We start from the raw sequence: 14,530 nt of genomic DNA on the forward strand, positions 1-14,530 counted from the left end.
CATGCTGCTCGGAGATTACCGGGTTTCCCGCACCCCACGGTGCAAGTCGGTGACACCGCTCACCCCGGCGGCAGGTGGGCCAGCTGCACCAGCCGGACACCTTCCCGCCGGGTCACCAGCCGACCTCGCCCCGGGGGCAGCGGGCCCGCCTTCACCTGACCGACGAGCGTCCCCTCCTCCGGGCCGCCGGACATCACCAGGCCGGGCGTGGAGAGCTCCCGCAGCCGCTGGATGATCGGCTCGTACGAGGTCCGGCCGGAGCCGGCCGCCCGGCGGGCCACCACCAGGTGCAGGCCGACGTCCCGGGCGTGCGGCAGGTGCTCCTCCAACGCGCGCAGCGGGTTCGCCGGCCCGCCGGCCACCAGGTCGTAGTCGTCCACCAGCACGAACAGTTCCGGCCCGGTCCACCAGGACCGGCTGCGCAGCTCGGTCGGGGTGACCTCCGGCCCGGGCAGCCGCCCCTGGAGGTAGCCGGCCGCCGACTCGATCAGCTCGGCGGTGTGCGGCGCGGCCGTGCCGTACCCGATCAGGTGTGGCGTCTCGATCGTGCCCATCAGGCTGCGCCGATAGTCCACCAGGATCACCCGGGCCTCGTCTGGAGTGAACCGGTTGACGATCGAGGTGGCCAGCGCCCGCAGGAACGACGACTTGCCGCACTCGGCGTCGCCGAAGACCACGAAGTTGGGCTCGACGGCGAAGTCCAGCACCACCGGGCGCAGGTCGGCCTCGGCCACCCCGATCGGGACGGCCAGCCCGCTGGTCGCGCCCTGGTCCAGCTCGGCGTACGGCAGCACGGGCGGGAGCAGCCGTACCCGGGGCGCGTCCGGCCCGGCCCAGGCCCCGGCGACCGCCTCGACCAGGTCGGTGGTCCCGGTGCCCAGGGCGGCGACGGTCGGCTGGGCGGTGCGGAAGTGCAGCCCGCCGGCGGTGATCCCGCGGCCCGGCTGCTCCTCCGGCACGGTGGCCGCGACGGGGCGCTTGACCAGCACCGAGTCGGCCGGGTCGCCGAGGCGCAGTTCGAGGCGGGAGCCGAAGAGGTCCCGGATCGCCGGACGGAAATCCGACCAGCGCAGCGCGCTCGCCACGACGTGCACCCCGTACGCGAGCCCCCGGGTGGCCAGCTCGGTGACCAGCGGCTCCAGGTCCTCGTAGTCGCTGCGCAGGGTGTTCCAGCCGTCGATCACCAGGAACACGTCGCCGAACGGGTCGGTGCCCGGCTGCCCGCCGGCCAGCGCGGCGACCCGCCGACGTCGCCACGCCGCCACCGACTCCACCCCCGCCTCGGCGAAGCGCCGCTCCCGCTCGACCAGCAGGGTGACCAACTCCCCGACGGTCCGGCGCACGGCGGTGTTGTCGGCGCGCCCGGCCACCCCGCCGACGTGTGGCAGGTCGCGCAGCGCGCCGAGCGTCCCGCCGCCCAGGTCGAGGCAGTAGACCTGCGCCTCGGCCGGGGTGTGGGTGAGCGCCAGCGCACAGATCAGCGTGCGCAGCAGGGTGGACCGGCCGCTGCGGGTGGTGCCCACCACGGCCACGTGCCCGGCCGCCCCGTCCAGGGCCAGCCAGAACAGGTCCCGGCGCTGCTCGAACGGCTTGTCCACCACGGCCACCGGCACCTGGAGCGCGCCGTGCAGCTCCGGGTTCGCCACGGTGAGCCCGCGTCCCGGGTCGGTGCCGACCGGACCGAGCAGCTCGTCGAGGGAGGGCGACTCGTCCAGCGGCGGCAGCCACACCTGGTGCGCCGGTGGGCCCTGCCCGGCCAGCCGCCCGACGAGCAGGTCGAGCAGGCTCTCAGCGGGGTCCTCCGCGGCGGGGAGCGCGGCCGGGGCGGTCGGCTCGGGGACCGGCACCAGGTGGGTGGAGAAGGTCAGCAGCCGGGTGCCGCCGCCGGCCGTTCCCACCGGGCCCCGGCGGCGCGCCGGGCCGGAGACGTACGCGGTCTTGAACCGCACCAGCGGGTCGGTGCCCGCGCGCAGGTAGCCGTGCCCCGGGCTGCGGGGCAGCTCGTGCGCGTCCGGCACGCCGAGCACCGTGCGGGACTCCAGCGCCGAGAAGGTCCGCAACCCGATCCGGTACGACAGGTGGGTGTCGAGCCCGCGCAGCCGCCCCTCCTCCAGTCGCTGGCTGGCCAGCAGCAGGTGGACGCCGAGCGACCGGCCCAACCGACCGATCTGGACGAAGAGGTCGATGAAGTCCGGCTTGGCCGAGAGCAGCTCGGAGAACTCGTCGCAGATCAGCAGCAGCGACGGCAGCGGGGCGAGCGGGGTGCCGGCGGCCCTGGCCCGCTCGTAGTCCCGCAGGCTGGCGAAGTTGCCGGCCCGGCGGAGCAGCTCCTGCCGGCGCATCAGCTCACCGTTGATCGCGGCGACCATCCGGTCGACCAGCGGCAGCGCGTCGGCCAGGTTGGTGATCACCGCGGCGGTGTGCGGCAGTCGCTCGAACGACGCGAAGGTGGCGCCGCCCTTGAAGTCGACCAGGACGAAGTTGAGCTGTTCCGAGCTGTGGGTGGCGGCCAGCCCCAGCACCAGCGTGCGGAGCAGCTCCGACTTGCCGGAGCCGGTGGCGCCGATGAGTAGGCCGTGCGGGCCCATCCCGTCCTGCGCGGACTCCTTGAGGTCCAGCTCGATCGCGCCGCCGTCCGCGCCCACCCCGATCGGCACCCGGAGCCGGTCCCGGGCGGCCCGGGGCACCCAGCCCTGCTCGGCGGTGAAGTTCGCCGGGTCGCCGATGCCGAGCAGCTCGGGCAGGCCCGGCTCGGCGCCGGGCGGGGCGTCCGGTCCGCGCACCGGGCCGGCGAGCCGCAGCGGCGCGAGCCGGCGGGCGACCGCCTCGGCGTCGGCGAGCGCCAGCGCGTCGGCGGTGCCGACCTCCGCGTGCCCCTCCGCGGAGTGCGAGTGCAGGCGGCCGTCGACCAGGTCGAGCAGGAGGGCGTACCGGTCGAGCAGCCGGGGCGGCGGGGTGTCCAGGTCGATCACGGTGACCGCGTCGATGCCGCCGTCGCCGGCCAGGTCGGTGGCCCCGGTCAGGTCGCCGCCGTCGAGCAGCACCACCACGTGCGGGCCGTCGGTGGCCGGCCCGGCCGGGCTGAACCGGGACCGGCTGGCCAGCACGTCGTCGAGGAGCCGTTCCAGCTCGGCGGCGGAGCTGGTGACCAGCCGGACCGCGCCGAGCGCGTCGGTGCGGCTCGGGTGGTGGACGTGCGGCAGCCACTTCACCCACTCCCAGTGGGCCCGCCGCTCCGGGCCGGCGCAGACCGCGACCAGCAGCTCGTCGGGGGCGTGGAAGACGGCGAGCTGGGTGAGCACCGCCCGGGCCAGGGCCTGCGCGGCCGGGGAGCCGGTGCCGCGCACGAAGACCCGGGCGAAGCTGCGTAGGGAGAGCGCCACCGGCAGGTCCGGCACCACCGAGTATGCGTCGAGGAAGCGTCGCAGCGCTCCCGCGGTCATTGGCTCCAGCTCCTCCAGCGGCCGGGTGACCGGCGGGACCAGCGGGGTGGCCAGCGTCTGCGGGCCGACCCCGACCCGGACCACGGCGAAGTCCGGGTCGCCCGGCCGGCGCTCCCAGACCCGGTGGCTGTCGACGGTCGACCAGAGCCGGCCCGGGTCGGGGTGCCGGTAGTGGAGCCCGGCCCGCTGCGCCGCGGCCGTGGTCCGGACCCGGCGCCGGAGCGCGGCCAGGTGGCGCAGGTACTCCCGGCGTGCGGCCATCATCTCCGATTTGCGCGGCGTGCCGGAGGCGCTGCCCCAGGAGGTCACCAGCATCGCCACCGAGGAGAGCCCGAACATGCCGCCCACCACGTACGAGTAGGCCCCGCCGCCCCGGCCGAACATCATCGCCATCGCCACGGTGCCGCCGAGCATGGGCAGCACCATCAGCGCCTGCTGCCAGCGCCCTCCGGCGAGCACGGGGATCTCCGGCGGCGCCTCCACCGGCAGCTCGCCGGCCGGGATCTCCGGCGCGGGGCGGCGTGGCGGCCGTTTGATGACGACAGTGGACACAGAGCCCTCCCCAGGTGGCTCTCGGTAACCCGAGCCTGGCTCATCGTAGGTAAAGTCCTGTCGTCCGTCAGTCACCCACCCCGCTCGATATGGAGATACCTCGATGACAATCGGGCTGGCCCGGGTCACGATCAGCGCCCCGCAGCGGCGGGTGGACGTGGCCCTGCCCGAGCAGGTTCCGCTCGCCGAGTTGCTGCCGGAGGTGCTCCGGCACGCCGGGGAGGGGCTGGCCGACGACGGGGAACGGCACGGCGGCTGGGTGCTGCGCCGCACCGACGGCGCGGTGCTGGCCACCGCACAGGCGCTGCTGCCCCAGGGCGTACGCGACGGCGAGGTGCTGCACCTCGTCCCGGCCCGCGCCGAGTGGCCCGAGCTGGAGTACGACGACGTGGTCGAGGCCATCGCCGACGGGGCGCGCCGGCGGGGCGCGGCCTGGTCGCCCGCGGCCACCCGGGCGGCCACCCTGGCCGGGGCGGGCGTGCCGCTGGCCGTCGGGCTGCTCGCCGTGCTGGCCGCCGGGCCCGGGCAGCGCACCGGCTGGCCCGTCGCGGCCGCGGTCGCGCTGCTGCTGGTGCTCGCCGGCACCGCCGCCTCGCGGGCGTACGGGGACGGCCCAGTCGGCACCACCCTCGCCGGGTACGCCCTGCCGTATGCCGCCGCGGCCGGCGCCCTGGCGGTGAGCAGCGGGGATCCGGTCGGCCCGGTCGGGCCGCTGCGCTGGGTCGGCACGCCCGAGCTGCTGGCCGGCTCGGTGGCCCTGCTGCTGTTATCGGTGCTCGGCCTGCTCGGCGTGGCCAGCCGGGCCCGGGTCTTCGTGGCCGGCGCGACCATCGGTGTGGCCGGTGCGTCGGCCGCCCTCGGCGGGCTGCTCCTCGACCCGGCGGGCGCCGCCGCGGTGCTGCTCTGCGGGCTGGTCTTCGCGCTCGGCGGGCTGCCGCTGCTGGCCATCCGGCTCGGCAAGGTGCCGCTGCCGCCGATCACCCTGCCGACCGCCACCCCCGCCGACGGTCCGGACGGCGTCCGGGACCTGCCCGACAAGGGTCGGGTGCACGCGGCGGTGGCCCGGACCGAGGAGATGCTGACCGGGCTGCTGCTCGGGCACGCCGCGCTGGCGGTCGCCGCCACGGCGGTGCTGGCCACGGCGAGCGGGCTGGCCGGCCGGCTGCTGGCGGGGGTCGGCTGTGCCGTGCTGCTGCTGCGGTCGCGACTCTTCGTGGCAGTCCGCCACCGGGTTCCCGCCGTGGCCGCCGGCCTGACCGGGTGTGCCCTGCTCGGCGCGGTCCTCGCCGGGCGCGCCGACCCGACCGGCCGGCTCGCGCTGGCGGTCGGCGGGCTCCTGCTGGCGCTGGCCGCCGTCGCGGCCGGTGCCACGTACGCCCGGCGGCCGGTCTCCCCGTACCTCGGGCGGTTGGCCGACCTGACGGACACCGCGCTGGTGGTCTCCGTGGTCCCGGTGGCCTGCGCGGTGCTGGACCTCTACGACCGGGCCCGCGGCCTGCTCGGCTGAGGCGAACGGACGGGCCCGGGTCGCGGTGCGACCCGGGCCCGGAGAAGTCCGCTTGTCAGTGCAGGGTCTCGCCGCGCTCCTCGGCATCCTTGGCGCGCTGGAACGAGGCCCGGATCTCGGCCTCGGCCTCGGTACGACCCACCCAGGTCGCGCCCTCGACCGATTTGCCCGGCTCCAGGTCCTTGTACACCTCGAAGAAGTGCTGGATCTCCAGCCGGTCGAACTCGCCCAGGTGGTGGATGTCCCGCAGGTGCTCCTGGCGCGGGTCCTCGTAGGGGACGCAGAGGACCTTGTCGTCGCCGCCCTTCTCGTCCGTCATCCGGAACATGCCGATCGTCCGGCAGCGGATCAGGCAGCCCGGGAAGGTGGGCTCGGGAACCAGCACCAGCGCGTCCAGCGGGTCGCCGTCCTCGCCCAGGGTGCCCTCGATGAAGCCGTAGTCGGCCGGGTACTGCGTGGAGGTGAAGAGGGTGCGGTCCAGCCGGATCCGGCCGGTCGCGTGGTCCACCTCGTACTTGTTGCGGTGACCCTTCGGGATCTCAACCGTGACGTCGAAATCCATCTTCCACGCTCCCTCGTTTGCCCACGCTGGCTAACGGAAACCAGTGGCGCCGCTCCCGCACGGGTGAATGGCCCCCGCCGGCTCCGGCCGCCGCATAGTGTTCGGACCGAAGTAGTGTCACCCAGGGTGCTTCTGAGCGGGGGAGGAGGGGGTCGTGGGGAGGGAAGATTCACACTACCGCCCCGAAGGGGTTGACGGGCGGAAGTCCGACGGTTCCGGTTCCGGCGGTGCCACCGGCCGGGTACGGATTCCCGGGGCGAACCCCGCGGGCCGTCCCGGCCCGGCTGCCGGGTCCGCCCCGGTCGGCCGTGCCGACCCCCGGACGTACGGCGGTGAGCCGCTCGGGCGCCCGGACCCGCGCTCCTACGGTACGGCCCCGGTGGGTCGGGCCGACCCGCGACAGTACGGTCCGGGTCCGGCCGCCCCGGTGAGCTGGCCCGGGCAGGATGCCTCCGGCGGCGCGCCGGTGAGCCCGCCCGTCCCGCCGTACGCTGCCACCCCGGCCCCACCCCCGCCCCCGGCCCGCCCCCGTCGCCTCCGGCTGGTGGCGGTGCTGGCCACGGTGCTGGTGATCGCCCTGGCCGCCGTCGGGCTCGCCGTGGTCCGCCCCGGCCCGGTGGCCGGCTGGCTGGGCGGTGCGGCCAGCTCGCCGAAGGCCAGTGCCCGGCCGCCCGAGCCCGACCCGCCGGCCGTGCTCGCCGGGCCGGACGCCAACGCGCCGGAGCCGACCCCCGAGGGGGTACGCGCCGCGCTCGAGCCGCTGGTCCGCGCCGCCGCGCTCGGCGAGCGGGTGCACGTGTCCGTGGCCGACGTGGCCACCGGTCAGGCGCTCTACGGCAACGGCCAGGACACCCCGACCGTCCCCGCCTCGGTGACCAAGCTGGCGACCGGGGTGGCGGTGCTGGCCGCCCGGGGCCCGGCGTACCGGATCCCCACCCGGGCGGTGGCCGGCGCGAGCCCGGGCGAGGTGGTCCTCGTCGGCGGCGGCGACCCGACCCTCGCGGTCGACAAGAACGGCTTCTACCCGGGCGCGGCCCGGCTGGACAACCTCGCCGCCCAGGTGCGCAAGGCGCTCGGCGGCACCGCCCCGACCAAGGTCACGGTCGACTCGTCCCTGTTCAGCGGACCGGTGTACGGACCCGGCTGGGACGACGACATCCCGACCGGCGGCTTCGGGGCGGCGATCACCGCGCTGATGACCGACGGGGCCCGGCGGGACCCGGCGGAGGCGCGCAGGACCGCCGAGGCCACCAACCACGCCGCCGAGCGGGTGCCCCAGCCGGACCTGACCGCCGGCCGGGCGTTCGCCAAGCTGCTCGGGCTCTCCGGGGACGCCGCCGAGGTGAAGCAGGGCAAGGCGCCCGCCGCATCCGGCGGCGCCAGGTCCGCCGGGGCGACGCCCGCGCCCGGCACCGAGTTGGGCAAGGTCGAGTCGCTGCCGGTGGTCCGCCTGGTCGACATCATGATCAGCGACAGTGACAACGTGATCGCCGAGGCCATGGCCCGGCAGGTGGCGCTCGCCAAGGGCAAGCCGGGCTCGTTCGTCGGCGGGGCGGCCGCCACCGACCAGGTGCTCGGCGAGCTGGGCCTGCCGGCCGACGAGATCAGCCTGGCCGACGGCAGTGGGCTGTCCCGCACCGACCGGATCAGCCCGTCCCTGCTCACCGACCTGATCACCCTGGCCGGCAACGGCAGCCACCCCGAGTTGGCGGCGATCTTCGGCGGCCTGCCGGTCGGCGGCTGGTCCGGCACCCTGGACGACCGCTACCAGGCGTCGGTAACGAAGGCCGGGGCGGGCGTGGTCCGCGCCAAGACCGGCACCCTGAGCCGGGTCAACGCCATCGCCGGGCTGGTCACCACCGCGGACGGGCGGCTGCTCACCTTCGCGGTGCTCACCGACCAGACGCCGGAGGGCACCCTCGACGCGACCCGGGAGGCGCTCGACCGGATCAGCTCCGCGCTGGCCCGCTGCGGCTGCCGCTGAGACGCTGCGACCACCGTCGATAGGCGGTTGGGGTGTCGCGGCCCGGGTACGGTGGGTTCATGGCGCAGTTCGTCGACTGGGATCTGGCCGCCGCCACCGCGGGGGCACTGGGCAAGTCGGGACCCCGGGTGTCGTACGCCGAGGCCACCGACGTGGTCAGCGAGCTGCGACGGTTGACCGAGGAGGCGGCCGGGCACGTGGCCGACTACACCGGACTGCGCTCCCAGGTCACCCACCCGCCGGTCCGGGTGGTGGACCGCCGGGACTGGGCGGCGGCGAACATCGCCGGGCTGCGCGAGGTGATCGGCCCGCTGGTGAGCCGCATCTCCGGCGACAAGCGCCCCGGGCCGCTGACCGAGGCGATCGGGTCCCGGCTGACCGGCGTCCAGGCCGGCACCGTGCTGGCGTACCTCTCCGGCCGGGTGCTCGGCCAGTACGAGGTCTTCGCCGGCGACCCCGGCCAGCTGCTGCTGGTCGCGCCGAACATCGTCGAGGTGGAACGGAAGCTGGGGGCCGACACCCGGGACTTCCGGCTCTGGGTCTGCCTGCACGAGGTGACCCACCGGACGCAGTTCACCGCCGTGCCGTGGATGCGCGCGTACTTCCTCAGCGAGGTGCAGGCGTTCGTGGATGCCGCGCAGGGCGGTGAGCACCTGCTGGAGCGGCTGCGGCGGGGCGTGGCCACCCTCTCCGACGCGGTGAAGGACCCGGAGAGCCGGGCCAGCGTGCTGGACATCGTGCAGACCCCGGCACAGCGGGCCGTGCTCGACCGGCTCACCGCCCTGATGACGCTGCTGGAGGGGCACGCCGAGTTCGTCATGGACGGGGTCGGCCCGCAGGTGATCCCGAGTGTCGAGTCGATCCGGGCGGCGTTCAACCGCCGCCGGGAGTCCGGCAACCCGCTGGAGAAGGCGATCCGCCGGCTGCTCGGCATCGAGGTCAAGATGCGCCAGTACGCCGAGGGCCGGAAGTTCGTGCACGGGGTCGTCGACCGGGTCGGCATGGCCGGCTTCAACAAGATCTTCGCATCGCCGCTGACCCTGCCCCGGCTGGACGAGCTGGGCGACCCGGACGCCTGGGTGGCCCGGGTGCACGGGGGACCGGCCGGCGCACCCCCGGCCGCCGGCTGACGGCCGTGGCCGCGCTCGCCCCGCCGGTCGCCGCCGTCCGGCTCGCCGTACGCCGGGCGCTGACCGGGCTGCCCGGGGACGGGCCGGTGCTGGTGGCCTGCTCCGGCGGCGCGGACTCGCTCGCCCTGGCCGCCGCCACCGCCTTCGTGGCGCCGCGGCTCGGCCGGCGCGCCGGCCTGGTGACGGTCGACCACGGCCTGCAACCCGGATCCGCCGAGCGGGCCGAGGCGGTCGCCGGCTGGGCTCGCGAACAGGGGCTCGACCCGGTCGAGGCGGTGCCGGTGCGGGTCGCCGGGCGGCCGGGCGGCCCGGAGGCGGCGGCCCGGGAGGCCCGTTACGAGGCGCTGGTCGGGGTCGCCCGCCGGCACGACGCCGCCGGACTGCTGCTCGGCCACACCCGCGACGATCAGGCCGAGACGGTGCTGCTCGCGCTGGCCCGGGGCGCCGGCCCGCGTGGCCTGGCCGGCATGCCGGAGCGCCGGGAGCTGGCCGGCGTGCCGCTGCTGCGCCCGCTGCTCGACGTCGCCCGGGCGGACGCCCGCAAGGCGTGCGCCGCGCTCGGGCTCACCCCCTGGGACGACCCGCACAACGCGGACCCGGCGTTCGCCCGGTCCCGGGTCCGCACCGACCTGCTGCCGGCGCTGGTCGACGCGCTCGGTGCCGGGGTGGTGGACAACCTGGCCCGGACCGCCCGGCTGCTCGCGGCCGACGCCACCGCCCTCGACGACCTGGCCGCCGCCGCGCTCGCCGACGCCCGGTCCGCCGAGGGCGGGTTGTCGGTCGACTCGCTGGCCGCGCTGCCGGCGGCGGTACGCACCCGGGTGCTGCACGCCTGGGCCCGGGAGTTGGGCGCCGCGCCGGCCGCCCTGTCACACCGGCACGTCGCCGCGCTGGACGCCCTGGTCACCGACTGGCACGGGCAGGGCGCCGTCCACCTGCCCGGCGGCCGGCCGGTACGCCGCCGCGCCGGCCGCCTGATCTCCTGATCAACCGGTGCTGGGCTGGTGATCAGGCCTCGACGCGTTCCCGGAACGTGGTCCGGTAGGCGTGCGGGGTGGTGCCCACCCGGCGGGTGAAGTGGTGCCGCAGCGCGGCCGAGTCGCCGAAGCCGGCCTGGTCGGCGACGGTCTCCACGCTCAGCCGGGTCTCCTCCAGCAGCCGGCGGGCCAGCAGCACCCGCTGGTTGGTGAGCCAGTCGTGCGGGGTGGTGCCGGTCTCGGCGCGGAACCGGCGGGCGAAGGTGCGCGGGGCCATGCCGGCCCGGGCGGCCAGCTCGTCCACGGTCACCGTCCGGTCCAGGTGGCCCATCAGCCACTCCAGCACCGGCTCCAGGGTGGGCGCCTCCGGCGCCTTCGGGATCGGCGCCTCGACGTACTGGGACTGCCCGCCGTCGCGGTGCGGGGGGACGACCATCCGCCGGGCCAGCCGGGTGGCCGTCGCCGAGCCGTGCTCCTGGCGCACCAGGTGCAGGCAGGCGTCGATCCCGGCGGCGGTGCCGGCGCTGGTCAGCAGCCGCCCGTCCTGCACGTACAGCGAGTTGCACCGCACCTTCGCCGCCGGGAACCGCCGTTGCAGGTCGTCCACGTGCCGCCAGTGGGTGGTGCAGTCCCGCCCGTCGAGCAGGCCCGCCTCACCCAGCACGAACGCGCCGGAGCAGACGCTGAGCAGCCAGGCGCCCCGGTCGGCGGCCCGACGCAGCGCGTCGAGGACCGGCTCCGGTACGGCGGCGCCGTCGGCGTGCGCCGGCACGGCCACCAGGTCGGCTTCCTCGACCGGGGCCAGGTCGGCGTGCGGGGTGAGCAGGAAGCCCGAGCGGCTGCGCACCGGCCGACCGTCCACCGTGCAGACGTCGAAGCGGTAGCCGGGAAAGCCGTCGGCGGTGCGGTCGGTGCCGAAGACCTCGGCGAGCACGCCGAGCTCGAATGCGGCGACTTCGTCGAGGGCGACCACGGCCACGGATCGGAGCATGTGACGAGGGTAACCCGTGGGGTGGCAGAAAATCGATGCCCACTGGCATTCCTGCCACTGTGCGGGCGGCGCGACGCGCCGCAGACTGGTTCCAGTCCGGTGCGCACCGGCGGCGAAACCGACATCAACCATGCGAAAGCGAGCGCCGCCATGACCGTCCTGCTGCTTCTGCTGTTCCTTCTCCTCCTCGTCGTCGCCAGCGCCGCTGGGCTGACCACCGACACCCGGGACTCGGCCGACTGGAAGCCGACCGACGACGGGCGCCGCTGGCGCTCCCGTACCTGCTGAGGTGATTTGCCCGTTCCGAGGCGAAAATCCCCGGCGGGACCGCGTCAAAAGGGGCGGCCCCGCCGCCGGAGGCCATCGGGCGTACGGCAGGCTAGGAGCATGGCTGACGGCTCCTGGTACGACGCCGACATCGACCACGTGATCATTTCCGAGGCGCAGATCCGCGAGAAGACCGCGGAACTGGCCAAGCAGGTCTCCGCGGACTACGCGCACGTCGACGACGGTCTCCTGCTCGTCTGCGTGCTCAAGGGCGCGGTCATGTTCATGGCCGACTTCGCTCGGGCGCTGGGCCGCCAGGGCCCGCCCGCCGAGCTGGAGTTCATGGCCGTCTCCTCCTACGGCCAGGGCACCACCTCCTCCGGCGTGGTGCGGATCCTCAAGGACCTGGACCGGGACATCGCCGGCCGGCACGTGGTGGTCGTCGAGGACATCGTCGACTCCGGCCTGACCCTCTCCTGGCTGCTGCGCTACCTGGAGTCGCGCTCCGCGGCCAGCGTCGAGGTGGTCGCCCTGTTCCGCAAGCCGGACGCGGTCAAGGTGCAGATCCCGGTGAAGTACGTCGGCTTCGACATCCCGACCGAGTTCGTCGTCGGCTACGGCCTGGACTTCGGCGAGCGCTACCGCGAGCTGCCCTACGTCGGCGTGCTCAAGCCCGAGGTGTACGCCCGGGCCTGATCGGGCGGCCAGGGTTCCGTCAAGCTGACGTTCAGCGGGCTCTCAGCCTTCCGGACTACGGTAGAGGCCGGTGGCGTGGAGGCACCCTCCACGCCCGACCCCTCGCACCGCGTGACCGGGCGGTCGGGTGGTCGGGTGGGGAGTCCCCGCCACGCCGGCTCAAACCTGGGTTCGCCGTACGCGTAAGTGCCGGGCTCGCAAGCTCACATCTGGCACGAACGGTGTACCGTCGAATGACCGCGGCGCGGCAGTTGGCGCGCCCCGGGGTCGGGGCCGGCCCGCACGGCGGCTGCGGCCGCCGCCCGAGGCGGCGACACCATTCAGACGGTCAGGACGTCGATCAGGAGGATGCGGGCGTCTCGATGCCCGACTACAGCATGGAACGTACGCGTTTCTTCCGCCGACCGGTGGTCTGGATCATCCTGGTCATCCTCGGCGCCGTTTTGCTCAGTCAAGTTTTCACGGCTGGCCCCAGCTACCACCGCGTGGACACGTCGGTGGCGCTCGACCAGCTCCATACCGCGAAGATCAACAAGGCGGTCTTCCAGGACAAGGAGCAGACGCTCCAACTCGACCTGGCGCAGAAGACCAAGTTCGGCGACACCACGACCGACCGGATCGAGGCCCAGTTCCCGTACGAGGTGGGCAACCAGGTCTGGAACGAGGTGCTGGCGGCCAAGTCGGCCAACCGGATCACCGGCCCGGCTGACACCAAGGTGTCGTCGGACAGCATCTGGGTCAGCCTGCTGGTCAACCTCCTCCCCATCGCGCTGCTCGTGCTCCTGCTGCTGTTCTTCATGTCGCAGATGCAGGGCGGCGGCTCGCGGGTGCTCAACTTCGGCAAGTCCAAGGCGAAGATGATCACCAAGGACACGCCGAAGACCACCTTCGCCGACGTGGCTGGGGCGGACGAGGCCGTCGAGGAGCTGCACGAGATCAAGGACTTCCTGCAGAACCCGGCGAAGTACCAGGCCCTGGGCGCCAAGATCCCGAAGGGCGTGCTGCTCTTCGGTCCGCCCGGTACCGGTAAGACCCTGCTCGCCCGAGCGGTCGCCGGTGAGGCGGGGGTGCCGTTCTACTCCATCTCCGGCTCCGACTTCGTGGAGATGTTCGTCGGTGTCGGCGCCAGCCGGGTCCGCGACCTCTTCGAGCAGGCCAAGTCGAACGCGCCGGCGATCGTCTTCGTCGACGAGATCGACGCCGTCGGCCGGCACCGTGGCGCCGGCATGGGCGGCGGCCACGACGAGCGGGAGCAGACCCTCAACCAGCTCCTCGTCGAGATGGACGGCTTCGACACCAAGGGCGGCGTCATCCTGATCGCCGCCACCAACCGGCCGGACATCCTCGACCCGGCGCTGCTGCGCCCGGGCCGCTTCGACCGGCAGATCCCGGTCGACGCCCCCGACATGGAGGGCCGCAAGGCCATCCTCCGGGTGCACGCCAAGGGCAAGCCGTTCACGCCCGACGTCGACCTCGACTCGGTGGCCCGGCGTACTCCCGGCTTCAGCGGTGCCGACCTGGCCAACGTGATCAACGAGTCCGCGCTGCTCACCGCCCGCAAGGACCAGCGGGCGATCACCAACGACTCCCTGGAGGAGTCGATCGACCGGGTGATCGCCGGTCCGCAGCGCCGGACCCGGGTGATGAGCGACCAGGAGAAGAAGATCACCGCGTACCACGAGGGTGGGCACGCGCTGGTCGCCTGGGCGCTGCCGCACGCCGCGCCGGTGCACAAGGTGACCATCCTGTCCCGGGGCCGGTCGCTGGGCCACACCCTGGTCCTGCCGACCGAGGACAAGTACACCCAGACCCGGGCCGAGATGGTCGACACCCTGGCGTACGCGCTGGGCGGCCGGGCCGCCGAGGAGCTCGTCTTCCACGAGCCCACCACCGGCGCCGGCAACGACATCGAGAAGGCCACCCAGCTGGCCCGCGCGATGATCACCCAGTACGGCATGAGCTCCAAGCTCGGTGCGATCAAGTACGGCACCAGCGGCGACGAGCCGTTCCTCGGCCGCAGCATGGGCCACGAGCGGGACTACTCCGACGCGGTGGCGGCCGAGATCGACGGCGAGATGCGGGCGCTGATCGAGCTGGCCCACGACGAGGCCTGGGAGATCCTGGTGGAATACCGGGACGTCCTGGACAACATCGTGCTCGAGCTGATGGAGAAGGAGACGCTCTCCACCGCCGACATGGCCCGGATCTGCGCCCGGGTGGCGAAGCGCCCGCCGATGGCCCCGTACCACGGCTTCGGCAAGCGCCAGCCCTCCACCGAGCCGCCCGTGCTCACGCCCGCCGAGAAGGAGGCCCTGAAGGCGCAGGCGCAGGCCGACGGCGCCTCGGTCAGCGGGTCCCCCTCGAGCAACTCGGACGGTAACCACTGAGCACCGACCGGACGGCCAGCTCCCATGACCGGGA

General features: G+C 74.5%; 10 protein-coding genes. 7 read left to right on the forward strand and 3 right to left on the reverse strand.

Annotated elements, in window-relative coordinates; translation table 11 throughout:
• Window positions 1-59: 59 nt before the first annotated feature.
• A complete protein-coding gene (eccCa, locus tag ACFYOS_RS19905) occupies window positions 60-3,995 on the reverse strand; it encodes a type VII secretion protein EccCa (RefSeq protein WP_387143401.1) in 3,936 nt (1,311 codons plus the stop codon).
• Between the two features lie 103 nt (window positions 3,996-4,098).
• Here eccCa and eccD point away from each other — a divergent pair, with 103 nt between their 5' ends.
• Entirely contained in the window at window positions 4,099-5,502 is a 1,404-nt protein-coding gene (gene eccD, locus ACFYOS_RS19910) for a type VII secretion integral membrane protein EccD (protein ID WP_387143404.1), read from the forward strand.
• Window positions 5,503-5,557: 55 nt separating this feature from the next.
• Here eccD and ACFYOS_RS19915 read toward each other — a convergent pair whose 3' ends face one another.
• Window positions 5,558-6,064 (reverse strand): inorganic diphosphatase, encoded by a 507-nt coding sequence (locus tag ACFYOS_RS19915; RefSeq protein ID WP_387143407.1) that lies wholly within the window; start codon window positions 6,062-6,064, stop codon window positions 5,558-5,560.
• A 466-nt stretch (window positions 6,065-6,530) separates the two neighbouring features.
• Between ACFYOS_RS19915 and dacB the strand changes: the two genes are divergently transcribed.
• The 3 genes from dacB to tilS are packed head-to-tail and all read left to right on the forward strand — an operon-like array spanning window position 6,531 to window position 10,164.
• The gene (gene dacB / locus ACFYOS_RS19920; protein ID WP_387143486.1) at window positions 6,531-8,048 is read left to right on the forward strand and encodes a D-alanyl-D-alanine carboxypeptidase/D-alanyl-D-alanine-endopeptidase; all 1,518 of its coding nucleotides are present in this window, start codon (window positions 6,531-6,533) and stop codon (window positions 8,046-8,048) included.
• Window positions 8,049-8,107: 59 nt separating this feature from the next.
• Window positions 8,108-9,178 carry a zinc-dependent metalloprotease gene (locus ACFYOS_RS19925; protein ID WP_387143410.1) on the forward strand — a complete coding sequence of 357 codons (1,071 nt, stop codon included), beginning with the start codon at window positions 8,108-8,110 and terminating at the stop codon, window positions 9,176-9,178.
• Window positions 9,179-9,183: 5 nt separating this feature from the next.
• On the forward strand, window positions 9,184-10,164 hold the full coding sequence (gene tilS, locus ACFYOS_RS19930; protein WP_387143413.1) for a tRNA lysidine(34) synthetase TilS: 981 nt from the start codon (window positions 9,184-9,186) through the stop codon (window positions 10,162-10,164).
• A 22-nt stretch (window positions 10,165-10,186) separates the two neighbouring features.
• On the opposite strand, the gene ACFYOS_RS19935 is transcribed toward tilS, so the two are convergent.
• Entirely contained in the window at window positions 10,187-11,146 is a 960-nt protein-coding gene (locus ACFYOS_RS19935; RefSeq protein ID WP_387143416.1) for a GlxA family transcriptional regulator, read from the reverse strand.
• Window positions 11,147-11,245: 99 nt separating this feature from the next.
• On the opposite strand from ACFYOS_RS19935, the gene ACFYOS_RS19940 reads away from it, so the two are divergent.
• From ACFYOS_RS19940 to ftsH, 3 genes are all read left to right on the forward strand, one after another.
• The gene (locus ACFYOS_RS19940) at window positions 11,246-11,434 is read left to right on the forward strand and encodes a hypothetical protein (protein ID WP_387143497.1); all 189 of its coding nucleotides are present in this window, start codon (window positions 11,246-11,248) and stop codon (window positions 11,432-11,434) included.
• A 99-nt stretch (window positions 11,435-11,533) separates the two neighbouring features.
• Window positions 11,534-12,109, forward strand: a complete 576-nt coding sequence (gene hpt, locus ACFYOS_RS19945; RefSeq protein ID WP_387143419.1) for a hypoxanthine phosphoribosyltransferase — start codon at window positions 11,534-11,536, stop codon at window positions 12,107-12,109.
• Window positions 12,110-12,486: 377 nt separating this feature from the next.
• Entirely contained in the window at window positions 12,487-14,496 is a 2,010-nt protein-coding gene (gene ftsH / locus ACFYOS_RS19950) for an ATP-dependent zinc metalloprotease FtsH (protein WP_387143489.1), read from the forward strand.
• The last annotated feature ends 34 nt before the right edge of the window (window positions 14,497-14,530 follow it).

Origin of the sequence: Micromonospora sp. NPDC005806 (genome assembly GCF_042871425.1) — a bacterium.
In the GTDB taxonomy this organism is placed as follows: Bacteria; Actinomycetota; Actinomycetes; order Mycobacteriales; family Micromonosporaceae; genus Micromonospora.